This is a genomic window from Streptomyces sp. NPDC005648, assembly GCF_040605395.1.
Classification (GTDB): domain Bacteria; phylum Actinomycetota; class Actinomycetes; order Streptomycetales; family Streptomycetaceae; genus Streptomyces.
In genome coordinates this window covers 16,154-41,942 of the sequence record NZ_JBEXCS010000089.1, presented here as the reverse complement: position 1 = coordinate 41,942, position 25,789 = coordinate 16,154, and the positions used below count along the sequence as shown (strand labels likewise).

General features: G+C 71.6%; 22 protein-coding genes and 1 pseudogene. 9 read left to right on the top strand and 14 right to left on the bottom strand.

All coding sequences use genetic code 11. The features are described 5' to 3' along the window. Positions 1-93 precede the first annotated feature (93 nt). The 4 genes and pseudogenes from ABZT17_RS35845 to deoC form a co-directional block, all read right to left on the bottom strand. Positions 94-966 (bottom strand): annotated as a pseudogene (locus tag ABZT17_RS35845) (ribonuclease J); the annotation flags it as partial. 66 nt (positions 967-1,032) lie between these two features. Continuing rightward, positions 1,033-1,920, bottom strand: coding sequence for an aldehyde dehydrogenase family protein (locus ABZT17_RS35840; protein WP_356355368.1), 888 nt, complete (start codon positions 1,918-1,920; stop codon positions 1,033-1,035). Continuing rightward, positions 1,913-3,349 (bottom strand): aldehyde dehydrogenase family protein, encoded by a 1,437-nt coding sequence (locus ABZT17_RS35835; protein ID WP_356355366.1) that lies wholly within the window; start codon positions 3,347-3,349, stop codon positions 1,913-1,915. The genes ABZT17_RS35840 and ABZT17_RS35835 overlap by 8 nt, the downstream gene beginning before the upstream one ends. 5 nt (positions 3,350-3,354) lie before the next feature. Continuing rightward, the gene (gene deoC / locus ABZT17_RS35830; protein WP_356355364.1) at positions 3,355-4,314 is read right to left on the bottom strand and encodes a deoxyribose-phosphate aldolase; all 960 of its coding nucleotides are present in this window, start codon (positions 4,312-4,314) and stop codon (positions 3,355-3,357) included. A gap of 189 nt (positions 4,315-4,503) precedes the next feature. Here deoC and ABZT17_RS35825 point away from each other — a divergent pair, with 189 nt between their 5' ends. The 3 genes from ABZT17_RS35825 to ABZT17_RS35815 all read left to right on the top strand — a co-directional run bounded on the left by ABZT17_RS35825 (position 4,504) and on the right by ABZT17_RS35815 (position 9,223). Beyond that, positions 4,504-5,235: a PH domain-containing protein gene (locus tag ABZT17_RS35825; RefSeq protein ID WP_356355363.1), complete on the top strand. Its 732-nt coding sequence runs from the start codon at positions 4,504-4,506 to the stop codon at positions 5,233-5,235. Positions 5,236-5,788: 553 nt separating this feature from the next. Then, positions 5,789-7,471, top strand: a complete 1,683-nt coding sequence (locus ABZT17_RS35820; RefSeq protein ID WP_356355361.1) for a hypothetical protein — start codon at positions 5,789-5,791, stop codon at positions 7,469-7,471. Positions 7,472-7,642: 171 nt separating this feature from the next. Beyond that, positions 7,643-9,223: a metallophosphoesterase family protein gene (locus ABZT17_RS35815; RefSeq protein ID WP_356355376.1), complete on the top strand. Its 1,581-nt coding sequence runs from the start codon at positions 7,643-7,645 to the stop codon at positions 9,221-9,223. A gap of 45 nt (positions 9,224-9,268) precedes the next feature. Here ABZT17_RS35815 and ABZT17_RS35810 read toward each other — a convergent pair whose 3' ends face one another. The 3 genes from ABZT17_RS35810 to ABZT17_RS35800 all read right to left on the bottom strand — a co-directional run bounded on the left by ABZT17_RS35810 (position 9,269) and on the right by ABZT17_RS35800 (position 12,650). Then, a complete protein-coding gene (locus ABZT17_RS35810; RefSeq protein ID WP_356355359.1) occupies positions 9,269-10,900 on the bottom strand; it encodes a phospho-sugar mutase in 1,632 nt (543 codons plus the stop codon). A gap of 366 nt (positions 10,901-11,266) precedes the next feature. Further along, positions 11,267-12,091 (bottom strand): purine-nucleoside phosphorylase, encoded by an 825-nt coding sequence (locus tag ABZT17_RS35805; protein WP_356355357.1) that lies wholly within the window; start codon positions 12,089-12,091, stop codon positions 11,267-11,269. Between the two features lie 121 nt (positions 12,092-12,212). Next, positions 12,213-12,650: a gamma-glutamylcyclotransferase gene (locus ABZT17_RS35800; RefSeq protein ID WP_356355355.1), complete on the bottom strand. Its 438-nt coding sequence runs from the start codon at positions 12,648-12,650 to the stop codon at positions 12,213-12,215. 106 nt (positions 12,651-12,756) lie between these two features. On the opposite strand from ABZT17_RS35800, the gene ABZT17_RS35795 reads away from it, so the two are divergent. Beyond that, positions 12,757-14,205, top strand: a complete 1,449-nt coding sequence (locus ABZT17_RS35795) for an NAD(P)H-quinone dehydrogenase (protein ID WP_356355353.1) — start codon at positions 12,757-12,759, stop codon at positions 14,203-14,205. 166 nt (positions 14,206-14,371) lie between these two features. After that, the gene (locus ABZT17_RS35790; RefSeq protein ID WP_356355351.1) at positions 14,372-15,346 is read left to right on the top strand and encodes a DeoR/GlpR family DNA-binding transcription regulator; all 975 of its coding nucleotides are present in this window, start codon (positions 14,372-14,374) and stop codon (positions 15,344-15,346) included. A 52-nt stretch (positions 15,347-15,398) separates the two neighbouring features. On the opposite strand, the gene ABZT17_RS35785 is transcribed toward ABZT17_RS35790, so the two are convergent. Beyond that, positions 15,399-15,947 (bottom strand): helix-turn-helix domain-containing protein, encoded by a 549-nt coding sequence (locus ABZT17_RS35785; RefSeq protein ID WP_356355374.1) that lies wholly within the window; start codon positions 15,945-15,947, stop codon positions 15,399-15,401. A gap of 233 nt (positions 15,948-16,180) precedes the next feature. Between ABZT17_RS35785 and ABZT17_RS35780 the strand changes: the two genes are divergently transcribed. Next, a complete protein-coding gene (locus tag ABZT17_RS35780; RefSeq protein WP_356355349.1) occupies positions 16,181-17,173 on the top strand; it encodes a helix-turn-helix transcriptional regulator in 993 nt (330 codons plus the stop codon). A gap of 251 nt (positions 17,174-17,424) precedes the next feature. On the opposite strand, the gene ABZT17_RS35775 is transcribed toward ABZT17_RS35780, so the two are convergent. Continuing rightward, positions 17,425-19,197: a biotin carboxylase N-terminal domain-containing protein gene (locus ABZT17_RS35775; protein ID WP_356355347.1), complete on the bottom strand. Its 1,773-nt coding sequence runs from the start codon at positions 19,195-19,197 to the stop codon at positions 17,425-17,427. A 362-nt stretch (positions 19,198-19,559) separates the two neighbouring features. On the opposite strand from ABZT17_RS35775, the gene ABZT17_RS35770 reads away from it, so the two are divergent. Further along, positions 19,560-20,057, top strand: coding sequence for a hypothetical protein (locus ABZT17_RS35770; protein WP_356355346.1), 498 nt, complete (start codon positions 19,560-19,562; stop codon positions 20,055-20,057). Here the strand turns inward: ABZT17_RS35770 and ABZT17_RS35765 are convergent. The 4 genes from ABZT17_RS35765 to ABZT17_RS35750 all read right to left on the bottom strand — a co-directional run bounded on the left by ABZT17_RS35765 (position 20,026) and on the right by ABZT17_RS35750 (position 22,709). Then, complete coding sequence (locus ABZT17_RS35765; RefSeq protein ID WP_356355344.1) at positions 20,026-20,643, bottom strand: nucleoside triphosphate pyrophosphatase; 618 nt, start codon at positions 20,641-20,643, stop codon at positions 20,026-20,028. The genes ABZT17_RS35770 and ABZT17_RS35765 overlap by 32 nt on opposite strands. 4 nt (positions 20,644-20,647) lie before the next feature. Then, positions 20,648-20,776, bottom strand: coding sequence for a hypothetical protein (locus tag ABZT17_RS35760; protein WP_356355343.1), 129 nt, complete (start codon positions 20,774-20,776; stop codon positions 20,648-20,650). Between the two features lie 110 nt (positions 20,777-20,886). Then, on the bottom strand, positions 20,887-21,096 hold the full coding sequence (locus ABZT17_RS35755) for an acyl-CoA carboxylase subunit epsilon (protein ID WP_356355341.1): 210 nt from the start codon (positions 21,094-21,096) through the stop codon (positions 20,887-20,889). Positions 21,097-21,104: 8 nt separating this feature from the next. Continuing rightward, positions 21,105-22,709 (bottom strand): acyl-CoA carboxylase subunit beta, encoded by a 1,605-nt coding sequence (locus tag ABZT17_RS35750; protein WP_356355339.1) that lies wholly within the window; start codon positions 22,707-22,709, stop codon positions 21,105-21,107. Between the two features lie 111 nt (positions 22,710-22,820). Here ABZT17_RS35750 and ABZT17_RS35745 point away from each other — a divergent pair, with 111 nt between their 5' ends. Continuing rightward, on the top strand, positions 22,821-23,681 hold the full coding sequence (locus tag ABZT17_RS35745) for a biotin--[acetyl-CoA-carboxylase] ligase (RefSeq protein ID WP_356355337.1): 861 nt from the start codon (positions 22,821-22,823) through the stop codon (positions 23,679-23,681). Positions 23,682-23,811: 130 nt separating this feature from the next. Next, complete coding sequence (locus tag ABZT17_RS35740; protein WP_356355335.1) at positions 23,812-24,918, top strand: adenylate/guanylate cyclase domain-containing protein; 1,107 nt, start codon at positions 23,812-23,814, stop codon at positions 24,916-24,918. A 62-nt stretch (positions 24,919-24,980) separates the two neighbouring features. Here the strand turns inward: ABZT17_RS35740 and ABZT17_RS35735 are convergent, their stop codons facing one another. Next, on the bottom strand, positions 24,981-25,601 hold the full coding sequence (locus ABZT17_RS35735; protein WP_356355333.1) for a hypothetical protein: 621 nt from the start codon (positions 25,599-25,601) through the stop codon (positions 24,981-24,983). Positions 25,602-25,789: the final 188 nt, after the last annotated feature.

Here is a 25,789-nt window from a genome sequence, read left to right as displayed (position 1 = left end):
GTGGTCTGCGTGGGGCCTCCTCCCCCTGCCGGGGCGGGGGCCCCCCAGCACCCCACCCCCGCCCCCCCGCTGCCAGTTCAGCCGGACGAGGTGTCAGACCTCCACCACCACCGGCAGGATCATCGGCCTGCGGCGATAGGTGTCGGAGACCCACTTGCCGAGGGTGCGGCGGATGAGTTGCTGCAGTTGGTGCGGCTCCACCACACCGTCCTGGGCCGAACGCTCCAGTACCTCCGTGATCTTCGGGATCACGTCCCCGAAGGCGGAGTCCTCGATGCCCGAGCCACGGGCCTGGATGTGCGGGCCGCCCGTGATCTTGCCGGTGGACGAGTCCACGACGAGGAAGACCGAGATGATGCCCTCGTCCCCGAGGATCTTTCGGTCCTTCAGCGCGGGCTCACCGACGTCGCCGACCGAGAGGCCGTCGACGTAGACATAACCCGCCTGGACCTTGCCCGCGATCTTCGCCTTGCCCTCGACCAGATCGACGACCACGCCGTCCTCGGCGATGACGATGCGGTCGTGCGGGACGCCGGTCATGGCGCCCAGCTCGGCGTTGGCGCGGAGATGGCGCCATTCGCCGTGGACCGGCATCAGGTTCTTCGGCCGGCAGATGTTGTAGAAGTACAGGAGCTCGCCGGCCGAGGCATGGCCGGACACATGCACCTTGGCGTTGCCCTTGTGGACGACGTTGGCGCCCCAGCGGGTCAGACCGTTGATCACGCGGTAGACCGCGTTCTCGTTGCCGGGGATCAGCGAGGACGCCAGGATCACCGTGTCGCCCGGGACGATACGGATCTGGTGGTCCCGGTTGGCCATCCGAGACAGCGCCGCCATCGGCTCGCCCTGCGAGCCCGTGCAGACCAGGACCACCTCGTGGTCCGGGAGGTCGTCGAGCGTCTTGACGTCGACGACCAGGCCCGGTGGGACCTTCAGATAGCCGAGGTCACGGGCGATACCCATGTTCATGAGTCTTGTGTGCCGTCACTCGATCGGGTGCCGCTCCTCCCGTGGGAGCGGCACCCGATCGGGTCAGTACGACGAGCCCGACGCGCCCAGGGAACCCGTCGGGTGCCAGACCGTCTTCGTCTCCAGGAATGCCGTCATGCGGTCGATGCCGGGGGAGGCGGCCCAGTTGTCCACAGGCTGTGGACGAAGAACTCGCTTCAGGTTGTCCGCCGCCGCGATCTCCAGCTCCTTCGCCAGTACGTCGTCCGCGCCCGCGAGGTCGATCGCGTTGACGTCCTGGTGGGCGGCGAGCGGCGTGGCGATCTCCGCCGTACGGCCGGAGAGGACGTTGACGACTCCGCCGGGGACGTCCGAGGTGGCCAGGACCTCGGCGAGGGAGAGCGCGGGGAGCGGGGACTTCTCGGAGGCCACCACGACGGTCGTGTTGCCGGTCGCGATCACCGGGGCGAGGACCGACACCAGGCCCAGGAACGACGACTCCTGGGGGGCCAGGACCGCCACCACACCGGTCGGCTCGGGGGAGGAGAGGTTGAAGTACGGGCCCGCGACCGGGTTCCCGCCGCCGACGACCTGCGCGATCTTGTCGGTCCAGCCCGCGTACCAGACCCAGCGGTCGATGGTCGCGTCGACCTGCTCGGCGGCCTTCGACTTCGACAGGCCCTCCGCGTCGGCCACCTCGTGGACGAACTGCGCCTTGCGCCCCTCCAGCATCTCCGCCACGCGGTAGAGGATCTGGCCCCGGTTGTACGCCGTGGCGCCGGACCAGCCGCCGAACGCCTTGCGGGCGGCGACCACCGCGTCACGGGCGTCCTTGCGGGAGGAGAGCGGTGCGTTCGCCAGCCACTTGCCCTTTGCGTCGCTCACCTCGTACACCCGGCCGCTCTCGGAACGCGGGAACTTCCCGCCGACGTACAGCTTGTAGGTCTTGAAGACAGACAGGCGATCAGACATCGAGGTATGCCTCCAGGCCATGGCGACCGCCCTCGCGGCCGAAGCCCGACTCCTTGTAGCCGCCGAACGGCGAGGTCGGGTCGAACTTGTTGAACGTGTTGGACCAGACGACGCCCGCGCGCAGCTTGTTCGCGACCGCCAGGATGCGGGAGCCCTTCTCCGTCCAGATGCCCGCCGACAGGCCGTACGGCGTGTTGTTCGCCTTGGCCACCGCCTCGTCCGGGGTGCGGAAGGTCAGGACCGACAGGACCGGGCCGAAGATCTCGTCGCGGGCGATCCGGTGCGCCTGGGTGACGTTCGTGAAGAGCGTCGGAGCGAACCAGTAGCCCGAGGACGGGATCTCGCAGGCCGGGGACCAGCGCTCGGCGCCCTCCGCCTCGCCCGCCTCGACGAGGGTGGTGATGCGGGAGAGCTGTTCCTCGGAGTTGATCGCGCCGATGTCCGTGTTCTTGTCGAGGGGGTCGCCGAGGCGGAGGGTGGACAGACGGCGCTTGAGGGAGTCGAGGAGTTCGTCCTGGATCGACTCCTGGACCAGGAGGCGGGAGCCCGCGCAGCAGACCTGGCCCTGGTTGAAGAAGATCCCGTTGACGATGCCCTCGACGGCCTGGTCGATCGGGGCGTCGTCGAAGACGATGTTGGCGCCCTTGCCGCCCAGTTCCAGGGTGAGCTTCTTGCGGCTGCCCGCGACCGTCTTCGCGATCTCCTTGCCGACGGCCGTGGAGCCGGTGAAGGCCACCTTGTTCACGTCCGGGTGCGCGACCAGCGCGGCGCCCGTGTCGCCGTACCCGGGAAGGATGTTGACGACACCCCTGGGCAGGTCCGCCTGGCGGCAGATGTCCGCGAAGAACAGGGCGGACAGCGGGGTCGTCTCGGCGGGCTTGAGGACCACCGTGTTGCCGGTGGCGAGCGCCGGGGCGATCTTCCACGCCAGCATCAGGAGCGGGAAGTTCCAGGGGATGACCTGGCCGGCGACGCCCAGCGGTCGTGGGTTCGCGCCGAAGCCGGCGTGGTCCAGCTTGTCGGCCCAGCCCGCGTAGTAGAAGAAGTGCGCGGCGACCAGGGGGAGGTCCGCGTCGCGGGTCTCCTTGATCGGCTTGCCGTTGTCGAGGGTTTCGAGGACGGCGAGCTCGCGCGACCGCTCCTGGATGATCCGCGCGATGCGGAACAGGTACTTGGCGCGCTCGGAGCCGGGCAGCGCCGACCACTTCTCGAAGGCCTTGCGGGCGGCCCTCACCGCGCGGTCGACGTCCTCGGCACCGGCCTGGGCGATCTCGGAGAGGACCTCCTCGGTGGACGGGGAGACCGTCTTGAAGACCTTGCCGTCGGCGGCCTCCGTGAACTCGCCGTCGATGAACAGGCCGTACGAGGGCGCGATGTCGACGATCGCGCGGGACTCGGGTGCGGGTGCGTATGCGAATGCCGATGCCATGGTGATCAGTCCACCGTCACGTAGTCGGGGCCGGAGTAGCGGCCGGTGGCCAGCTTCTGACGCTGCATCAGCAGATCGTTCAGGAGCGAGGAGGCGCCGAAGCGGAACCAGTGGTTGTCCAGCCAGTCCTCGCCCGCGGTCTCGTTGACCAGGACCAGGAACTTGATGGCGTCCTTGGAGGTGCGGATACCGCCCGCGGGCTTCACGCCGACCTGTACGCCGGTCTGCGCGCGGAAGTCCCGGACGGCCTCCAGCATGAGGAGGGTGTTCGCCGGGGTCGCGTTGACCGCGACCTTGCCGGTGGACGTCTTGATGAAGTCGGCGCCGGCCAGCATGCCGAGCCAGCTGGCGCGCCGGATGTTGTCGTACGTCGACAGCTCGCCGGTCTCGAAGATGACCTTGAGGCGGGCGTCCGCCCCGCAGGCCTCCTTCACGGCGACGATCTCGTCGTACACCTTGAGATAGTTCCCCGCGAGGAACGCCCCGCGGTCGATGACCATGTCGATCTCGTCCGCGCCCGCCGCGACGGCCTCGCGGACGTCGGCCAGCTTCACGGCGATCGGGGCGCGGCCGGCCGGGAAGGCGGTGGCGACGGAGGCGACCTTCACGGTCGAGCCGGCCACGGCCGCCTTGGCGGCGGGCACCATGTCGGGGTACACGCACACGGCCGCGGTCGCCGGGGTTGTCGGGTCGGTGGGGTCGGGGTGGACCGCCTTGGCGCCGAGCGCCCGGACCTTGCCCGGGGTGTCCGCGCCTTCCAGCGTCGTCAGGTCGACCATCGAGATGGCGAGGTCGATGGCGTACGCCTTCGCGGTCGTCTTGATGGAACGGGTGCCGAGGGAGGCGGCGCGCGCCTCCAGACCGACCGCGTCGACGCCGGGCAGCCCGTGGAGGAAGCGGCGCAGAGTGCTGTCGGACGAGGTCACGTCCGTAAGCGGGTGTGCGGGAGATGCAGTGGTGGGCATGGTCACCAGACGAGCATATCTACGCGCGTAGCGGCTGTACACCCCGAGCGGGGGGATCCGCTGAGGGGACATCTGCCGGGCGGGGGTGAGTGGTCCGGGGTGGTGCGGGGTGGTCCAGTTGGGGCAGGTGGGGCGGAGGGGGCCGGTCCGACCTCGGCCGTCGTGGAGGGCTGAGGCAGAATTCCCACCATGAGCACCCTCGAGTCCAAGGACCGTGTCTACCGATCCCCCGCGGGCATCGCCGGAGGCGCCCTCCTGCTCGCCATCACGGCCTGGCTGGGTCTCGACGCGATCTTCTCCGGGCACGGCCGCACCCCCTGGCTGGCCCTCGCCACCATGATCCTCGTCGTGCCGCTGATCATCGCCTTCACCATCCGTCCCGCGGTCTACGCCGACGAGGAGCGGCTGCGCGTCCGCAATCCGTTCCGGGTGATCGTGGTGCCCTGGAGCGAAGCGGTCTCCCTGCGGTCCAGCTACTCCAACGAGCTGGTGGTGAAGTCCGGCACCAAGTACCAGCTGTGGGCACTGCCCGTCTCGCTGCGGGGCCGCAAGCGGGCCGCCCGGCGGGAGGCCCGGATGGCCGCCGACAGGGCGGCCGAGGCGAGTGGACGGCCGCGCCGGGGCGGCGGCCTGGGCGGCTTCGGCATGGGCGGCGGCCTCGGCGGCGGCCTCTCCCGGGGCGCCGCCGATCAGGACGGGCCCGTGCGCCCCGAGTCCGACCGGGCGATGGACGAGCTGCGCGAGCTGCTGGAGGCGCGCGGCGGGGCCGAGAACGGGTGGGGCGAGGCCGCGGAGAGCGCGCGGGGCGAGGCGGAGGCCGAGAGCGCGCGGGGTGAGGTGACCGTGCGGTGGGCGTACGAGGTCGTGGGGCCGGCGCTGGCCGGTGCGGTACTGCTGGCCATCCTGCTTGCTACGGGGTGAGTGCTGAGCGGGCTGAGGGCGCTGAGCGGGCTGAGGGCGCTGAGCGGGTTGGTGGGTTGAGCGGGCTGGTGACCTGACCTGACCTGACGTGGGCGTGGCCTGATCTGACTTGGCCGGGGGGCGCATGGCCGCATGGCCGATTGGCCGCGCTGACCGTGCTGGGTGGCGTAAGCCGTGCTGGGCGGCGCCGGCCTTGTTGGCCCGCTGGTCCGAGTCGTTCCGCGCTGGCTCGAACCGGCCCGCACCGGCTCGAACTGGCCCGCGCCTGCCGGCCTCGGCCGAGCCGGACCTGTCGGCCCGCGTCGGCCCGCGTCGGCTCGCGTCGGCTCGCGTCGGCCCGAGTCGGCTCGCGCTGAGCGTGTCGGGCCGAGTCGGTCGGAGCGTGCTGGGGAGTGTCGGGGCGGGAGTGGGGCGTGCTGGCGTGGGTGGGGAGGTTTCGGGCTGCGGGTTCTTCGTGCATGCTCTGGCTCGACACCTCGGGCACGACGGTCGCCCCCACCCGGACGGAACCGAGGACCGCTGCCACCTTTGTGGTCCTGACGTCTGGGAAACGATGCGTACGACCTCCCCGCGGCCGCTGCCGCTGACGCCCGAGGCGATACCCGACGGCTGCCTGGCCTGGGACGGCGTGGCGGCGCGCCGCTGGACGGACGCGCTGCCCGCGCGCTGGGTTCCGGTGCGGGCGCCCCGGCGGCTCGTCCTGTCCCTGGCCGGTCTCGGCCTGGTCGGCGGCATCCTGCTGAGTTTCGCCGGGGTGCCGTCGTTCATCGCCGCGTTCCTGGGGCTCCAGGTGCTGTGGCTGCTGGCGCGGCCCGAGGTGGTGCGCTTCACGGCGGCGGCGCAGGTCCTCATGGCCGTCGGACTCCTCGGACACGGACCGCTCTCACCGACCTGGCCACTGCCCGCCGCGGGCGTCCTGATGGCCGCCTTCTGCGCGTACGCCACCCAGCTCCGTATGACGGCCCGTCTCCGGCAGCGGGACCTCGCCCTCGCGGCGGCCGGTGGTGTGACGGCCGTCCTGCCGGCCGCCGAACAGCCTTTCTGGCGTGGGAAGTTGCTGCGGGTGCTGGGCGTGCTGCTTGCCCTGGCGGGGGTCGGCCTGGCCGCCGCCGCGGGAGCCGGCCTCGACTCCGCCGACGATCGCCACGCCGACCTGGCGCTGGGATTCGGCCTCGCCGGGTTCGGCCTCACCATGCTGCTCTCCGGGCATCTGGGCCGCCGTAGGGCCGCCGAGCTGCGGCGGGGACCGGCGCCGGTGTTGAGGGTCCTGGTCCGGGAGGGCGGCGGGCTGGACACGGAGGTCTTCGCGGCCGATGACGTGGGCGCGTTGCGGCCGCTGTTCACGGTGTCGCTGACCGGGGTGGAGGACGGGGCGGACGGGGACGAGGGGGAGGACGACGGGGAGGAGGATGACGAGGAGCTTCTCGGCCGGGTGGGTGAGGGCGGTGATGACCCCGGGCCGCTGCGGGAGGCCGTGCTGTACGGGGCTCCCTACGACGGCGCCGAGGTCCTTCTCGTCAGCGCGGCCGAGAGGGCCGGAGAGCCGCCCGTCGTGGAGCGGTCGACCGGGCCCGTACGGCCGCTGTCGGACGGGCACGTCCGGCGTGGGCTGCGGCGGGAGAAGGCCCTGGCCAAGCAGGACGCGGTGTACGAGGAGCGGAGCCGGGCGGCGGCCCGGGCGGTCGCGGGGGACGCGTACGGGCTGGGCGGCGCGGGTGTACGACGGTGGCGGGCCGGGTGGGCCGACTGGCTGTCGGCGGCGGCGACCGCACTGTGGGCCGCGTACATCGCCGTATGGGGCGAGCACGGGGTCCAGCGGTGGCTCTTCGGCGGGGTGGCGGGGGTCGTCGCCGTGCTGATGCTGCCCCGGTGGGTCGCCTGGCGGATCACCGCCGACCGTGAGGGGCTGTGGTTCAACGCGCTGCACCGGCCCCAGCACATCGCCTGGGACGACATCCGCTCCGTCGAGTGCAAGGGGACCGAGCTCAAGGTCGACAGCCGGCGCGTCGGCTTCGAGGAGTGGAGTGTGTTCGGCTTCCGGTGGCCCTGGGCGGAGCGGCGGTTGGGGCTGATCCATCCGTATGAGCGGGCCGCCGCCGAGATCCGTGCGATGTGGGAGCGGCCCTCGGTCCGCCCGGCGGGGGAGTGCGGGGAGCGGGAGCGGAGACGGCGGGTGTGGCCGCTGTCCGTGGTGGTCGCCGTGGGATGGGTGGCGGTGCTTCTGCTGGTGCCCTGAGGGTGAAGCCCCTGAGGGTGAAGCCCCGGAGGGTGGGTCAGGGTGGAGGCTTTAGGACAACCGAGGTGTTTTTCGGCCTTCTCATGGGGCGCGGAAAAGGTTTAGTCCAGTTGCCATTCACCGGCCGCTGTCAGCGTCCGCCTCATGAACTCACCTCTGCACACGCCCCGTATGGGCATCCCCGCCAGGCTCGCCGACACCCTGAGCATGCCCGAGCGGCATGAGTACCTGCGGCGCACCCTGTCCCGGCGCGGGCTGTTCGCCGCGACCGCCGTCGCCGGGGCCGGTGCCGCCGGACTCGCCGCGAGCGGTACGGCGAGAGCCGCCACACCCGCCCTCGTCACCCGGTCGGCCACCGACGGCGTCGACGGCGCGCTCGTGGCCCCCTTCGGCCGGCACCTCGCCTACGGCGCCGACCCGCGCACCCAGATGCGGGTGTCCTGGCAGGTGCCGCTGCCCGTGCGCAACCCGTTCCTGCGCGTCGGGCTCAGCCCGCTCGACCTCGGCCACCGCGTCCCCGCCGAGGTCCGCGACCTCTTCACACCGGCCGGGGTCGGCAAGAGCGCCGACATCGACCAGTACTACGTCCACGCGGCCCTCGACAACCTCCGGCCCGGGACAACGTACTACTACGGCGTCGGACACGACGGGTTCGACCCCGCCGACCCCGGTGCCGCGCACACCGTGTACTCCTTCACCACCGCGCCCCGCGCGCACAGCAGGCGGCCCTTCACCTTCACCGCCTTCGGCGACCAGAACCCCAGCTACACCTCCATCGGCCTCAACGCCCTCGTCCAGGCCCAGAACCCGGCCTTCCACCTGCACGCCGGCGACATCTGCTACGCCGAGGAGACCGGGCACGGGCTGCCCGCCGACAGCAGCAACTACGACGCCCGGCAGTGGGACCAGTTCCTCGCCCAGATCGAGCCCCTGGCCAGCCGTGTGCCCTGGATGGTGGCGTTCGGCAACCACGACATGGAGGCCTGGTACTCGCCCAACGGCTATGGCGGCAACGAGGCACGCTTCACCCTGCCGGGCAACGGGTTCGATCCGGAGAAGGCGCCGGGTGTGTACTCGTTCGTGCACGGCGACGTGGCGGTCGTGTCGGTGGACGCCAACGACGTGTCGTACGAGATCCCCGCCAACCGCGGCTACACGGCGGGCAGGCAGACCGCCTGGCTGGACCGGGAGCTCGGGCGGCTGCGGCGGCTGGACGGGGTGGACTTCGTGGTCGTCTTCCACCACCACTGCGCCTTCTCGACCACCAGCTCGCACGCCTCCGAGGGCGGGGTGCGGGAGCAGTGGGTGCCGCTCTACGAGAAGCACCAGGTCGACCTCGTCGTCAACGGGCACAACCACGTGTACGAGCGGACGGACCCGGTCGTGCAGGACAAGGCCGTGCGGGAGCTTCCCATCGGCGGTACGCACGAGCCGTCCCGTGGTGGTGTCGTCTACGTGACCGCGGGGGCGGGCGGCGAGAGCGTCTACAGCTTCCCCGTGGCCGACAGCTACGAGGGGAACGAGGACGAGGTCGGGGCCGTGCCGACGTACTGCACGGGGGCGAGCGGCAAGGTCACCGAGAGCGTCGACTGGTCGCGGGTGCGGTACACCGGGTACTCGTTCATCCGCGTCGATGTGAAGCCCGCTCACGCGGGTGGGACGGCCACGTTGACCGTGCGGGCGCTGGCGGCCACGGGGGCGGAGGTGGACCGGTTCAGCGTCGCTCGGAAGGTGGGTCGAACCGCGCGTTGAGAACGGTGTGTTGACGGGGGCGGCCCGCCGGGGCCGCCCCCGAGGTCAGATGCCGGCCGCTGTCGACAGGTCCCGCTTGATCGCCGTCAGGAGGCCGTTCGCCGTGGTGTGGGCCTCGGGCAGCTCCGCGTGGGTCCGGACCGGGACCACGACCTCCAGGTAGCACTTGAGCTTCGGTTCCGTGCCGCTCGGGCGGACGATCACCCGCGCGCCGTCCAGCGTGTAGCGCAGCCCGTCGGTGGGAGGCAGTCTGTCGGTGCCCTGGGTGAGGTCCTCGGCCCTGGTGACCGGAAGGCCGGCGAGCTGGGTGGGCGGCTGCTCGCGCAGGCGCCGCATCGCGTTCGCGATGACCGACAGGTCCTCCACGCGGACCGAGAGCTGCTCCGTGGCGTGCAGGCCGTGTTCCACCGCCAGGTCGTCGAGGAGGTCCAGGAGCGTGCGGCCCCGCTCCTTGAGGGTGGACGCGAGCTCGGTGATCAGCAGGGCCGCGGTGATGCCGTCCTTGTCGCGTACGCCGTCGGGGTCCACGCAGTAGCCGAGGGCCTCCTCGTAGCCGTAGCGCAGGCCCTCGACCCGGGCGATCCACTTGAAGCCGGTGAGGGTCTCCTCGTAGGGGAGGTCGGCCTTCTCGGCGATGCGGCCGAGGAGGGAGGAGGAGACGATCGACTCGGCGAACGTGCCCTGTGCTCCGCGGTCCACCAGGTGGGCGGCGAGGAGGGCGCCCACCTCGTCGCCTCGGAGCATGCGCCAGTCGTCGGCGGTCCTGACGGCCACCGCGCAGCGGTCCGCGTCCGGGTCGTTCGCGATGATCAGGTCGGGGGCCGTCTCGCGGGCCTTCGCGAAGGCGAGGTCCATCGCGCCGGGCTCCTCCGGGTTGGGGAACGCGACGGTCGGGAAGTCGGGGTCCGGTTCGGCCTGTTCGGCGACCAGTTCCGGGGCGGGGAAGCCGGCACGGGCGAAGGCGGCGAGGAGGGTGTCCCTGCCGACGCCGTGCATCGCCGTGTACACCGTGCGCGCCGTGCGGGGGGAGTCGGGGGCGAGGACCGCGTCCGTGCGGGTGAGGTAGGCGTCGAGGACGCTGTCGTCGAGGGTCTGCCAGCCTGATTCCGGGCGGGGGACGTCTTCGAGGGACGTGATCGCTTCGATCTCGGCCGCGATGCCCGCGTCCGCGGGCGGGACGATCTGGGAGCCGTCGCCGAGGTAGACCTTGTAGCCGTTGTCGCGGGGCGGGTTGTGGCTGGCGGTGACCTCCACGCCGGCCGCCGCGCCGAGGTGCCTTATGGCGTACGCCAGGACCGGGGTGGGGAGGGGGCGGGGGAGGACCGCCGCCCTGAGGCCGGCGCCGGTCATGACGGCGGCGGTGTCCCGCGCGAAGTCGGCGGACTTGTGGCGGGCGTCGTAGCCGATGACGACGAGGCCGTTGTCGTGGCCGGTCTTCCTGAGGTACGCGGCGAGGCCGGCGGCGGCTCGGATGACGACGCTGCGGTTCATGCGCATGGGGCCGGCGCCGAGTTCGCCGCGGAGGCCCGCGGTGCCGAACTGGAGGGTGCCGGCGAAGCGGTCCGTGAGTTCGGCGATGTCGCCGGCCTCGATGAGCTTGGCGAGCTCGTCGCGGGTTTCGGGGTCGGGGTCCTCGGAGAGCCAGGTTTTGGCGCGGGCGATCAGTGCGTCGTGCACGGCGGGTCTCCAGCGGTGGTGTGGGTGCGGCGCCGTCGTGGCTTCGGGACGCCTGCGGCGCCGTCGTGGTTTCGGGACGCCTGCGGCGCCGGTGCGGGTCGGGTGGGGGCGGGCGTAGCGCCTACGGGTGCGTTGTGGGTCGGGGCCGGGCCGGGGGGTGTCCGTCCTCGGTCGGGCGGTACGGGTGCTTGGCAGGGCGAGGGGGATGGACGCCCGCCGCTGCGGGCGGACACCCCCCGTCCCGTCCCCTTCCCGCCGTACGCGGCTGCCGCGGCGCCCGCGGCCGGTTCGGGGTCGCGCGGCGGGCGGCTGACGGTCCCATCTTGAGGCCGGGGGCCCGTGTGCCGCTACGACCCCCCTGTCACGTCAGAGCCGGCCGAGTACCTGGGCCAGGAGGGAGCCCATGCGCGTCGCGCTGTCGCGGCCGGCCTGGAGGACCTCCTCGTGGTTCAGGGGCTCGCCGGTCATGCCCGCGGCGAGGTTCGTCACGAGGGAGATGCCCAGAACCTCGGCGCCCGCCTCGCGCGCGGCGATCGCTTCGAGGACCGTGGACATGCCCACGAGGTCCGCTCCGATGACGCGGGCCATGCGGATCTCGGCCGGGGTCTCGTAGTGCGGGCCCGGGAACTGGGCGTAGACGCCCTCTTCCAGGGTGGGGTCGATCTCCTTGCACAGGGCGCGCAGGCGGGGGGAGTAGAGGTCCGTCAGGTCGACGAAGTTGGCGCCGATGATCGGGGAGGTGGCCGTGAGGTTGATGTGGTCGCTGATCAGGACCGGCTGGCCGGGGCGCATGCCCTCGCGGAGGCCGCCGCAGCCGTTGGTGAGGATGATCGTCTTGCTGCCGGCCGCCACGGCGGTGCGGACGCCGTGGGCCACCGCCGCCACGCCCCGGCCCTCGTAGAAGTGGGTGCGGCCCAGGAAGACCAGGGCCCGCTTCTCGCCGATCGTGTATGAGCGGATCTTGCCGCCGTGGCCCGCCACCGCCGGCGGCGGGAAGCCGGGGAGCTCGGTGACCTGGAACTCGGCGTCGGGGGCGCCGAGGGCGTCGACGGCCGGGGCCCAGCCGGACCCCATCACGAGGGCGACGTCATGGGTCTCGGCGCCGGTCAGTTCGCGCAGGCGCGTGGCGGCGGCGTCGGCGGCGGCGTGGGGGTCGCCCTGGATGTCGTCCGGAAGAAGAGATGCGTTCACGCGGTTGAGGGTAGCCGCTCTCGGCCTACGCGCGTAGATGACAGAGCCAACGGGTTGGCGATCGTTGTCTTGTCGTTTCCAACGAGGAGTGGGGCGGGGCGGGAGGTTGGGGTGGGTGGGGTCAGCAAGGGCGTTTGCGGAGTTCCATCACGTAGTCGTGGGGGGCGCCCGCCGATTCCGCGGCGTCCGCCACTTCGCCCAGGTAGCGGGCCGACGGGAGGCCGCCCTCGTAGCCGTTGAGGACGTAGACCCAGGCCTGTTCCTCGCCGTCGAGGGTGTGGACGCGCACGCGCATCCGGCGGTAGATGTCCAGGCCCACCCCTTCCCAGCGGTCCATCGACTCCTCGTCCGGCGGGGCGATGTCGTAGAGGGCCACGAAGACCTGCGAGAGGGGGTCCTCGACCAGGGTGGCCAGCGCTCCCTCCCAGCCCATGTGCTCGCCCCCGAACGTCAGCCGCCAGCCGTTGAGCCAGCCCGTCGCACGCATCGGCGAGTGCGGGGCGCGGCGGGTCATCAGCCGCGCGTCGAGGTTGCCGGCGTACGCGGCGTAGAGCGACATGGGTCGAGGGTACGGCAGGGGGATCGTGTGCCCCTGACGCATCAGGAGCACCTTGCCAACCCATTGCCCCGGCCCCGGGCAGTAGCACCTCGAGCGGTGCGGGACAATGGGGTACGTGACTCGGATCGTGATCATCGGTGGCGGACCCGGCGGATACGAGGCGGCCCTGGTGGCCGCCCAGCTCGGCGCGGAGGTGACCGTCGTCGACTGCGACGGTCTGGGCGGGGCGTCGGTGCTCACCGACTGCGTTCCGTCGAAGACTCTCATTGCCACGGCCGAGGTGATGACCACCTTCGATTCCTCGTACGAGGAGCTGGGGATCATCGTCGCCGACGACACCCCGCCGCTCGAGCAGGCCGCTCGGGTGGTCGGGGTCGATCTGGGCAAGGTCAACCGCCGTGTGAAGCGGCTGGCCCTCGCCCAGTCGCACGACATCACGGCCTCGGTCACCCGGGCCGGCGCCCGTGTCATGCGGGGGCGTGGACGGCTCCAGGGCATGCAGGCCCTGGACGGGTCCCGGAAGGTCGTCGTGGCGGCGGCCGACGGGAGCGAGGAGACCCTGGTCGCCGACGCGGTGCTGCTGGCCACCGGTGGGCATCCGCGTGAGGTCCCCGACGCCCAGCCCGACGGTGAGCGCATTCTCAACTGGACCCAGGTCTACGACCTGACCGAGCTGCCGGAAGAGCTCATCGTGGTCGGGTCGGGTGTCACCGGTGCCGAGTTCGCCGGTGCCTATCAGGCGCTCGGGTCGAAGGTCACGCTCGTCTCGTCGCGTGATCGGGTGCTGCCCGGCGAGGACCCGGACGCCGCCGCCGTGCTGGAGGACGTCTTCCGGCGCCGGGGCATGAACGTCATGGCCCGGTCGCGCGCGGCCGCGGCGAAGCGCGTGGGCGACCGGGTCGAGGTGACCCTGGCCGACGGGCGGGTCATCAGCGGTACGCACTGTCTGATGGCCGTCGGCGCCATTCCGAACAGTGCCGGGCTGGGACTGGAGGAGGCCGGGGTCCGGGTGCGGGAGTCCGGGCACATCTGGACCGACAAGGTCTCGCGGACCACGGCCCCCGGTGTGTATGCCGCCGGTGATGTGACCGGGGTGTTCGCGCTGGCCTCGGTCGCCGCCATGCAGGGGCGTATCGCCATGTACCACTTCCTGGGTGACGCGGTGGCGCCGCTGAACCTGAAGACCGTCTCGTCCAACGTGTTCACCGATCCCGAGATCGCGACCGTGGGGTACACCCAGGCCGACGTGGACGCCGGGAAGATCGACGCCCGGGTGGTCAAGCTGCCGTTGCTGCGCAATCCGCGCGCCAAGATGCAGGGCATCCGGGACGGGTTCGTGAAGCTGTTCTGCCGGCCCGGGACGGGGATCGTGGTCGGCGGTGTGGTCGTGTCGCCGCGTGCTTCGGAACTGATCCATCCGATCTCGATCGCCGTCGACAACAATCTGACGGTCGAACAGATCGCGAACGCTTTCACCGTCTATCCGAGTCTTTCCGGGTCGATCGCCGAGGTCGCGCGGCAGCTCCACACCCGTAAGTCGGGCGGGGACGTCTGACGGCCGAAACCAATTCCTCGCTGGTCACGGGGAGTTGTCGAGCATGCGTACGGCATAGGCGGGGCGAGTAGGCCCTATACCACTTCCTGCCCTTGCGTGCGAACAACTTCTGCTATTCACCGCAAACAGCTGAAAGCAGACGGTCGCCCGCGTTACTGTCAGTTTCGTGTTCGCTGCAGAACGTCGCCAATTGATCCTCGAAATGGTGCGAGCGAACGGGGCCGTGTCGCTCCGTGAGCTCGCCCGCGTCGTCCAGACCTCCGAAGTGACCGTACGGCGGGACGTGCGCGCACTGGAGGCAGAAGGACTCCTCGACCGCCGGCACGGCGGTGCGGTATTGCCGGGCGGGTTCACGCGGGAGTCCGGCTTTCCGCAGAAGTCACATCTCGCGACCGCCGAGAAGACGGCCATCGCCGATCTCGCCGCGGGCTTCGTCGAAGAGGGCGAGGCCATCGTGGTCGGGGCGGGGACCACCACCCAGGAGCTGGCCCGTCGGCTCGCGCGGGTGCCGGGCCTGACCGTCGTCACCAACTCCCTGTTGGTGGCACAGGCGTTGGCCCATGCCAACCGGGTCGAAGTCGTGATGACCGGGGGCACCCTGCGTGGTTCCAACTACGCGCTCGTGGGCAGCGGGGCCGAGCAGTCCCTGCAGGGGCTGCGGGTCTCACGGGCCTTTCTGTCCGGGAGCGGGCTCACCGCCGAGCGGGGGCTGTCCACGTCCAACATGCTGTCCGCCTCGGTGGACCGGGCGCTGGTGCAGGCCGCCGCGGAGGTCGTCGTCCTCGCCGATCACACCAAGCTCGGCTCGGACACGATGTTCCAGACCGTGCCCACGGATGTGATCACGCGCCTGGTGACGGACGAGCCGCCGCCGCACGACGACCGGGCCGCCACCGAGTTGCAGGCGCTGGCCGACCAGGGTGTGCAGATCGCCGTCGCCGGCGCGACGGGAGGGGTCGGCTCCGGGGCGGGCTCGGGGGCGGGCGGTGATTCCGTCCCCCCGCGACAGGCTCGCCGGGACGTGGCTCTGCCGGGGCCCCGGCGAGGGGCTCTGCCGGGGGCGGGGCTGCGCAGCACGGCGGTTCTGGGGGAGCCGACGGGGCCTGAGCGGGCCCGGGTCGCGGACATGCGGCGGCGTTGAAGCCCTTCTCCATCGGAAGGGCCCAGGCCTCACCCTTGGGGGCTGCGACGGCTCAATCCGACTTCAGGCCCCGCAGCGTCAAGTTCAGCAGGCGGTCCGCCAGTTCGGTGTCTCCGGGGGACTCCTCCGCCGCCAGTGCGATGGCGTTGGTGAGTTGGAGGAGGTCGGTGATCGCCACGTCCTCGCGGACCCGGCCCGCCTGTTGGGCCCGGGTGAGCAGGGCGTCGCCCGCCTCGCGGATCGGGCCGCTGCAGCGGGACAGGGCCGAGGTCCCGTCGGACGTCACGGACATCAGAGCCAGCGCCAGTCCCCGGTACTCGCCCGCGTGGGCGATGATCCGGCGCAGCCAGGTCACCAGGGCCGTGCAGGGCTCCGGGGCGTCGAGCAGTTCTCGGGAGCGGGTCAGCAGGTCGGACACCGCGTCCTCGAAGACGGCGCTCAACAGGGCCTGGCGGCTGGGGAAGTGGCGGTACAGGGTGCCGATGCCGACGCCGGCGCGTCTGGCCACGTCCTCCAGGGACGCGTCGGTGCCATGGGCCGAGAAGGAGGCGCGGGCCTCGGCCAGGAGGCGGTCGTGGTTGCGGCGGGCGTCGGCACGCATGGCGCGTACGGGCACGGGAGGCACCGTGGTGTCCCGGTCACCGGCGGTCTCCGGCGAGGTCGTGCGCACCATGCCTCTCACCTGCTCTCCCCTGCGCCCTCATGTGCTTCCAGGATGCCCCATCGGGATGTGCGGGCGGACCTCCCGAGAGCCGTCGGGGCCGTAGCTTGTTGCCCAGGACTTCTCGGGAGTTCGCAGGACTTCTCGGGCGGGAGCAGCGCCGGGAGAGTGCGATGGACATCAGCGGTGCGGACGCGCTGCGCGTGCTGACGCTCGTGCGGGAGCTGGAAGACGCCGACACGGTGGGGGAGTTGCGGGAGCGGGCGCTGCCCGGGCTGCTCGGGCTCATTCCCGCCGACGGGGCCCAGGCCTACCGGCTCCCGGCGGACGGGGTGGGCGATCTGGTCGCCCTCTCCCTGCCCCAGGAGTCGTTCCACGAGGATCCGATGGTCATCTACGACCATCCCCTCGACCATCCGCTCACCGACGCCATGCTGGAGACGCCGGCTCCGGATGCCTGGCGGGTGAGTGATGTCGCGGGGGACCGGCAGTGGCAGCGGACCCACTGCTACAACCTCGACTTCCGTCCCTTCGGTATGCGCCGGCACCTGGTCGCCTCCGCCGGCTCGGACAGGAACGCGGTCGCCGGGTACGCGCTGACCCGCTCGGGAGGCGACTTCAGCGAGCGGGAGCGGGATCTGTTCGGATTCGCCCAGATCCAGCTGACGGTGGCGGAGCGGTCGTTGCGTGAGCGGGAGCAGCTGCGGGTGCTCGCGGCCGTCGCTGTGGACCTTGCCGGGGGGAGGGAGCGTGGTGTCGCCGCCCTGGACGAGGACGGGCGGCCGTACGCCCTCAACGCCGTGGCCGCCGGGCTGCTGGCCGTCGTCGGCGATGATCCACGGCTGGGGGGCGGCGGGGTGTTCGTGGTGCGGGACGTGGAGGTGCGGTACGTGGCGCCCGACGGCCCGGGCCGGCCTGTGCTGCTTCTGTTGCGTGACCTCGCCCGGCCGCGTGCCCTCGCCCGCTTACACGGCGTCACCGAGCAGGAGCACCGGACCCTGCGCCACCTCCACGACGGGTGTACGGCGACCGAGGCGGCCCGGCTGATGGGCTTGTCGCCGGTGACCGTGCGGGGCTACATCGCCTCCCTGCACCGGAAGCTGGAGGCGGGACACACGGCCGCGCTGCTGCGGCGGGGGCGGGACCTGGGGCTGCTCACGGACTGAAGCGGGCGGCGGTGCAGGGTGGGGGAGCGCGCCGGGGGCGTGGCGATATGTCGCGACCCCTCAGAATTGACGGGTGGTCGGCGCGGTGTCCGCTCGCTTCACTGGATTGTGTACTCCGCTCGGGGGACGGAGAACGGGGGAAATGCCGAGGCGCCCGGTGGACCTACTGCTCAGGTCCACCGGGCGCCTCGGAACGCCGTAGGGGAGAAGGGGGCCCCGGCGGGGGCGTCCCCTTCCGGAGAGGCTCCCCGTCAGTCCTTGATCTCGCAGATCGCGGCGCCGGAGCTGATGGACGCGCCGACCTCCAGGCTCAGGCCCTTGATGGTGCCCGACCTGTGGGCGTTGAGGGGCTGTTCCATCTTCATCGCTTCCAGGACGACGACCAGGTCGCCCTCCTTGACCTCCTGGCCCTCCTCGACCGCGACCTTGACGATCGTGCCCTGCATCGGGGACGCGAGGGTGTCGCCCGAGGCGACCGGGCCGGACTTCTTGGCCGCGCGGCGCTTGGGCTTGGCGCCCGCCGCGAGGCCGGTGCGGGCCAGGGACATGCCCAGGCTGGACGGGAGGGAGACCTCCAGACGCTTGCCGCCGACCTCGACGACGATCGTCTCGCGGTCCGGGTCCTCGTCCGTCTCGGTGTCGGCGGCGGCCGCGAAGGGCTTGATCTCGTTGACGAACTCGGTCTCGATCCAGCGGGTGTGGACGGTGAACGGGTCCTGGCTGCCGGTCAGTTCGGGGGCGAAGGCCGGGTCCTTGACGACCGCGCGGTGGAAGGGGATGGCGGTGGCCATGCCCTCGACCGTGAACTCCTCCAGGGCGCGGGCGGCGCGCTGCAGGGCCTGCTCGCGGGTGGCGCCGGTGACGATCAGCTTGGCGAGGAGGGAGTCCCAGGCCGGGCCGATGACACTGCCGGACTCGACACCCGCGTCCAGGCGGACACCGGGGCCGGACGGGGCCTCGAACCTGGTGACCGTGCCGGGGGCGGGCAGGAAGTTGCGGCCCGGGTCCTCGCCGTTGATACGGAACTCGAAGGAGTGACCGCGCAGTTCGGGGTCGCCGTAGCCGAGTTCCTCGCCGTCGGCGATGCGGAACATCTCGCGGACCAGGTCGATGCCGGCGACCTCCTCGGTGACCGGGTGCTCGACCTGGAGGCGGGTGTTGACCTCCAGGAAGGAGATCGTGCCGTCGAGGCCGACCAGGAACTCGACGGTGCCCGCGCCGACGTAGCCGGCCTCCTTGAGGATCGCCTTGGACGAGGAGTACAGCTCCTGGACCTGGGCGTCGGAGAGGAAGGGCGCGGGGGCCTCCTCGACCAGCTTCTGGTGGCGGCGCTGCAGCGAGCAGTCGCGGGTCGACACGACGACCACGTTGCCGTGGGTGTCGGCCAGGCACTGCGTCTCCACGTGGCGCGGCTTGTCCAGGTAGCGCTCGACGAAGCACTCACCGCGGCCGAACGCGGCGACCGCCTCACGGACCGCCGAGTCGTACAGCTCGGGGACCTCTTCGAGGGTGCGGGCGACCTTCAGGCCGCGGCCGCCGCCGCCGAAGGCCGCCTTGATCGCGATCGGCAGGCCGTGCTCCTCGGCGAAGGCGACGACCTCGTCGGCGCCGGAGACCGGGTCGGGGGTGCCGGCCACCAGGGGTGCGCCGGCGCGCTGCGCGATGTGGCGGGCGGCGACCTTGTCGCCGAGGTCGCGGATGGCCTGCGGGGGCGGGCCGATCCAGATCAGACCGGCGTCCAGGACCGCCTGGGCGAACTCGGCGTTCTCCGAGAGGAAGCCGTAGCCCGGGTGGATGACGTCGGCGCCCGACTCGCGCGCCGCGTTCAGCACTTTCTGGATGTCCAGGTAGCTGGTGGCCGGGGTGTCACCGCCCAGGGCGAACGCCTCATCCGCGGCGCGGACATGCAGAGCGTCCCGGTCCGGGTCGGCGTAGACGGCCACGCTCGCGATGCCGGCGTCCCGACAGGCGCGGGCCACGCGGACAGCGATTTCGCCACGGTTGGCGATGAGCACCTTGCGCACGATTGAGGCTCCCTCCTTGAAACAAGCCGAGTTTAGGGACTGCCGACACGGCACTTCGACCCGTCCCCAGTGGTGAGCTTGCCCACACGGAGCGTGATACCAGGCCCGCTCGACCCGTGAAATCCCTTGTCGCACCTAGGTACGCACGACTCCTCCCGGCAACCCTAGCTCTCCCATGTGGTCAAGGTCTCTGTGAGAGCGTGCTGCGGGCCACTCCGTTTCTTTGTGGAGTCCCTACGAATGGCCCAATGATTCTTTGCGGTCCGCAGAACCCTTGTCCCGGGGTTTACCCGTTAGTAGCGTTCGCGATGTCCTGACGGTGGACACGGTGACGACGGCTCGGCTCGAGAGGGGGTGGACCGGTGGTGCGCAGACCGGTGGCGTGGGTGGTGGCGATCGTGCTCTTCGCCGAGGCGTTCGGCGTGGCGGCGCTCAACTGGTTCCTGGGGGTCGTGGTGGACCGTCAGGACATGTCCCTGGCCGGGCTCGACCCGGACACGATGTCGATGTCCTCGAAGATCGGCGGCATCGTCTTCGGCCTCTACTACGCCCTGTGCGGCCTGGTCGCACTCCTGGTCGCGCTACGGAACCGCCCCCCGGTCGGCCTCGGCCGCATCCTGCTGATCAGCGCGGCGGTCGTGCACGGCCTGCTGGGGGCGCTGGTGTGGGGCCTGGTCGGCTGGCCCGCGTTCGTGTTCATGATCGTCGTACTGGCGCTGATCGTGCTGCTGCTGATGTCCTACGACCTTCCGGCGCAACCCGGTGAGGCGGCCGCGCCGGTCGAGGAGCCGGATCCCGAGGGTGGTGACGGTGACGAGGACGCGCCCGTCACTTCTCCGCCGGCGCCCACAACTCCGTGATGCCCACACCCAGTTGGCTCAGTAGTTTGCGTACGAGGGGGAGGCTCAGGCCGATCACGTTGCCGTGGTCGCCGTCGATGCCCTCGATGAACGGCGCGCTACGGCCGTCCAGGGTGAACGCGCCCGCGACATGGAGGGGTTCGCCCGAGGCGACGTAGGCGGCGATCTCCTCGTCGGTGGGGTCGCCGAAACGGACGACGGTGGAGGCCGTGCCCGACACGTACCGCTTGCCGGCCGTGTCCCAGACGCAGTGGCCGGTCTGGAGCACCCCGGCCCGTCCGCGCATCGACTTCCAGCGGGACGTCGCCTCCTCCGCGTCGGCGGGCTTGCCGAGGGCCTGGCCGTCCAGCTCCAGTACCGAGTCGCAGCCGATGACCAGGGCGCCCGTCGCCTCCGGCAGCGCGGCGACGACCGATGCCTTGGCTTCCGCGAGGGCGAGGGCCAGCTCGGCGGGGGTGGGCGCGGTGACGGCGTCCTCGTCGACGCCGCTGACGATGACCTCGGGGGCGAGACCCGCCTGGCGGAGCAGGTTCAGCCGGGCGGGGGACTGCGAGGCGAGGATGAGGCGGCGCGGGTGGTCGGTCATACGGTCAGCGTAGTCCGATCACCACCATCGCCAGGACCATGGCCAGGGCCATGAGAACGCCGAGTCTGCGCAGCATGTCCTGCGTGTCGCGCAGTTCCTCGGGGGGCTCGTTCTCGGGGTCGGACCACAGCATGTGTCCAGCGTGCGGCCTTGCCGGGCCACGGCGCCTGAGTACACGTACTCAAGTTGGGCCCGGCGCTGTCCTGCCGTGCGCGGTTCCCCGCGCCCCTCAAGGACCTCCGCTCAGCCCGGCCAGTAGGTGCGGCTCCAGGAGGTCGGCCCCGGCTGGGGCAGGCGGTGGTTCGCGATTCTCGACGGGTCGGACCAGGCGTCCTTGTGCTGCGCGGCGCCCGGCGTGGTGGCGGACGCGGCCACCGCGCGGGCTCTGACCACCGCCAGGGCGGCGGCCAGCTCCTCCGGGGTCGGGTTGCCCCGTACGACCTTGATGTTCACAGCGGCTCCTAGAGGGGGATGTTGCCGTGCTTCTTCGGGGGCAGGGACTCCCGCTTGGTGCGGAGCTGGCGCAGACCGCGGACGATGTGGGCGCGGGTGTCGGACGGCATGATCACCGCGTCGACATAGCCGCGCTCGGCCGCGATGTAGGGGTTGAGGAGGGTGTCCTCGTACTCCTGGATCAGGCGGGCGCGGACCGTCTCCGCGTTCTCCGCGGACTCGCCGTTCGTCTCCGCCTCGGCGATCGTGCGCCGGTGCAGGATGTTGACCGCGCCCTGGGCGCCCATGACGGCGATCTGGGCGGTGGGCCAGGCGAGGTTGAGGTCGGCGCCCAGGTGCTTGGAGCCCATGACGTCGTAGGCGCCGCCGAAGGCCTTGCGGGTGATGACCGTGATCAGGGGGACGGTCGCCTCCGCGTAGGCGTAGATCAGCTTGGCGCCGCGGCGGATGATGCCGGTGTGCTCCTGGTCGACGCCCGGGAGGAAGCCGGGTACGTCCACGAAGGTGATGACCGGCACGTTGAAGGCGTCGCAGGTGCGGACGAAGCGGGCCGCCTTCTCGGAGGCGTTGATGTCCAGACAGCCGGCGTACTGCATCGGCTGGTTGGCGACGATGCCCACCGGGTGGCCCTCGACCCGGCCGTAGCCGGTGACGATGTTGGGCGCGAACAGCGCCTGCGTCTCGAAGAACTCGGCGTCGTCCAGCACGTGTTCGACCACCGTGCGGATGTCGTACGGCTGGTTGGCGCTGTCGGGGACCAGCGTGTCCAGCTCCAGGTCCTCGGCGGTGACCGTCAGGTCGGCCTCCTCCGGGAAGACCGGCGCCTCGGCGAGGTTGTTGGACGGCAGGTACGACAGCAGCTGCTTGATGTACTCGATCGCGTCCTTCTCGTCGCCCGCCATGTGGTGGGCCACGCCGGAGGTCGAGTTGTGGGTGCGGGCGCCGCCCAGCTCCTCGAAGCCCACGTCCTCGCCGGTGACCGTCTTGATGACGTCCGGCCCGGTGATGAACATGTGCGAGGTCTGGTCGACCATCACCGTGAAGTCGGTGATCGCCGGGGAGTAGACCGCTCCGCCCGCGCACGGGCCGACGACCAGGCTGATCTGCGGGATCACACCGCTCGCGTGGGTGTTGCGGCGGAAGATCTCGCCGTACGCGCCCAGGGAGGCCACGCCTTCCTGGATACGGGCGCCGCCGGAGTCGTTGATTCCGATGACCGGGCAGCCGGTCTTCAGCGCGAAGTCCATGACCTTGACGATCTTCTGGCCGTAGACCTCGCCCAGGGCGCCACCGAAGACGGTGAAGTCCTGGGAGAAGACGGCGACCGGGCGGCCGTCCACCGTGCCGTAGCCGGTGACCACCCCGTCACCGTACGGGCGGTTGTTCTCCAGCCCGAAGTTCGTCGACCGGTGCCGGGCGAACTCGTCCAGCTCGACGAAGGAACCCTCGTCCAGGAGGAGCTCGATGCGCTCACGGGCCGTCAGCTTGCCCTTGGCGTGCTGCTTTTCGACGGCGCGTGCCGAGCCGGCGTGCGTCGCTTCGTCGATGCGACGCTGAAGGTCCGCGAGCTTGCCCGCGGTGGTGTGGATGTCGATCTCTTCCGGCTCGGACATCGGGATCGCGGCTCCCTGCCTGCTCAAAAGGGGGGACGGTTACTCATCCGTAGAGTAGTGGTGCACCTACGAATCAGCAGTGCGGCGTTTCACACACCTAGGGTGGCTTGCATGACGCCGCGAGATGCATCAGACGACAGCCGTTGGTCCGATCTGGACCGGCCTCCCCTCAACGCCGCCGCGCTGCGGCGCGGGCTCGTGCGGGAGGGCGGGCTGTGGCACGAGCTGGAGATCGTCCGCGGCACCGGCTCCACCAACTCCGACCTGGTCGCGCTCGCCGCCTCCGGCAAGGCGGCCGAGGGCTCCGTCCTGGTCGCCGAGGAGCAGACCTCCGGCCGCGGCCGTCTGGACCGCCGGTGGACGGCCCCGGCCCGCTCCGGCCTCTTCTTCTCCGTGCTGCTGAACCCGGCCGAGGTCCCGGTGGCCCGGTGGGGCTGGCTCCCGCTGCTCACGGGGGTCGCGGTGGCCACGGGCCTGTCCCGGGCGGCCGGCGTCGACACGGCACTCAAGTGGCCGAACGACCTGCTGGTGACCGTGGGCGGCGAGGAACGCAAGGCCGGCGGGATCCTGGCCGAGCGGGCGGGGGATCAGGGAGTGGTCGTCGGAGTCGGCGTCAACGTCAGCCTGCGAGCCGACGAACTGCCGGTGCCGGGGGCGGGCTCCCTGGCCCTGGCCGGAGCGGTCAGCACGGACCGGGACCCGCTGCTGAGGGCCGTACTGCGGTCCCTGGAGGAGTGGTACGGACGGTGGCGCGAGGCCGCGGGCGACCCGGCGGTGAGCGGTCTCCAGGAGACGTACGCGGCAGGATGCGCGACGCTGGGACGGACAGTACGAGCGGAGTTGCCGGGCGACCGGTCGGTGGTCGGGGAGGCGGTGGCGATCGACGGAGACGGACGACTGGTGATCGCGACGGAGGACGGTGTACAGGCTCCGGTAGGGGCGGGAGACATCGTCCACCTGCGACCCGCGTAGGTGTGACGCCCCAGGGGCGCGGGGAACCGTGCGACCAGCCCCCACTCGGGGGGACGTGAGCTACCGCACACCTGCCGTACAGTTGAGGCCGGTCGATACCTGACCGCAGCAGATCGGAAGGGCAGCAGGCGTGACCGTCGACGACACCGGCTCCGGCGAGGGCGCGGACGCCGCCGACCCCGGCGAGGACCCGCTCGCCCTGCGCCTCGAACACCTCATCCTCGGCGCCGAGCGGCGCTACACCCCCTTCCAGGCGGCCCGCAGCGCCGGTGTCTCCGTGGAGCTGGCGACGCGCTTCTGGCGGGCCATGGGCTTCGCCGACATCGGCCAGGCGAAGGCGCTCACGGAGGCGGACGTCCTCGCCCTGCGCCGGCTGTCCGGTCTGGTCGAGGCGGGGCTGCTGAGCGAGGCGATGGCCGTGCAGGTAGCCCGTTCCACCGGCCAGACGACGGCCCGGCTCGCCGAGTGGCAGATCGACTCCTTCCTGGAGGGCCTGACCGAGCCCCCCGAGCCGGGGATGACCCGCACCGAGGTGACGTACCCGATCGTCGAGCTGCTCCTGCCCGAGCTGGAGGAGTTCCTGGTCTACGTCTGGCGCCGGCAGCTCGCCGCGTCCGCCGGCCGGGTCGTGCAGGCGGCCGACGACGAGGAGATGGTGGACCGGCGGCTCGCCGTCGGCTTCGCCGATCTGGTCGGGTTCACGCGGCTGACGCGCCGGATGGAGGAGGAGGAGCTCGGCGAACTCGTCGAGGCCTTCGAGACGACCTGCGCGGACCTGGTCGCCGCGCACGGCGGACGTCTCATCAAGACCCTCGGCGACGAGGTGCTGTACGTGGCGGACGACTGCGGGGTCGCGGCCGAGATCGCGCTTCGGCTCATCGAGACGATGGCGAACGACGAGACCATGCCCGAGCTGCGGGTGGGCATCGCCTTCGGGACCGTCACCACCCGTATGGGCGATGTGTTCGGTACGACGGTCAACCTGGCCTCCCGGCTGACCTCGATAGCTCCCCGGGACGCCGTCCTGGTCGATGCCGACTTCGCCCAGGACCTGATCCGCACCGGCGAGGCCCCGGTCTCCGAGGCGGAGGCGGCCGAGGCCGCGGCGGCCGCGGAGAAGGAGGGCGAGGAGCCCCCGACGTACCGCTTCGCCCTCCAGCCGATGTGGCAGCGACCGGTGCGTGGGCTGGGCGTGGTCGAGCCCTGGCTGCTGACCCGGCGGGCGCAGCAGGCCTAGGGGCTGTCGCGACAGGCCCTGGGGGTGGCCCAGGGGCTGTCGTGGAGGGCCTGGTCGGTTGCTCAGTGTCCGAGTGGGGCCACGCACAGGCCCACCAGGGGGACGCACAGGCCCGGCTGGGGCGGTTGTGCGGTGGGGGGCGGGGGCGTGCTCCGGCTCGGGGACGGCTGCGGGGTGGCCGGAGCCGACGCCGACGCGTGGGGCGCGGCCGGTGTCGGGGTGGGCGTGTTGGGGGCCTCCGGGATGGTCGTCGTGTCCGGGGTGCCGGGGGCCCGCGGGGTGACGACGGCTCCGGGCCGTGTCGCCGACGGGGACGCGGTCGCCGTCGCCGCCGGCACGACCGTCGAGGTCGTGGTCGGGGTCGCGCTCACGCCGCCCATCACCGAGGTCGAGGACGGACTCACCGTGGCGGCGGTGTCGGTCGCCCGGTCGGTCCCCACGGTGGCCTGGTCGTCGTGGGGACCGGCCTCCGCCGTACCGGGCCCGCCGACGCCGGACTCGGGAGCCATCCGTACGAGACTCAGCACGCCGGCGGCCAGCGCGAGACCGCCGACGGCGAACAGCACCTTGCGGGGGCGGGGCCTGCGGTGACGGCCGCGGGGACCGAAGAGGTGCGGTGCGGCGGTGGCCGGCTCCACCCCGCGTTCGGTGTCCGTCTCCGGCCTGGTCAGTGTTTCCGTCATCCGGTCCTCCCCCTGCGCTCGCGCCCCCTGTGCGCCGTGGCGGACGCACGTTATGCGCTGCCATGGGCGGTGGGGGAGGAGTTGGGCGGGATGTCACTCGAACGGGGTGCCGGGCGGCGACGCGGGAACCGGGCGCGGGAACCGGTCGGGGGAACCGGGCGCGGGAACCAGGTGCGGCCTTCCCACTC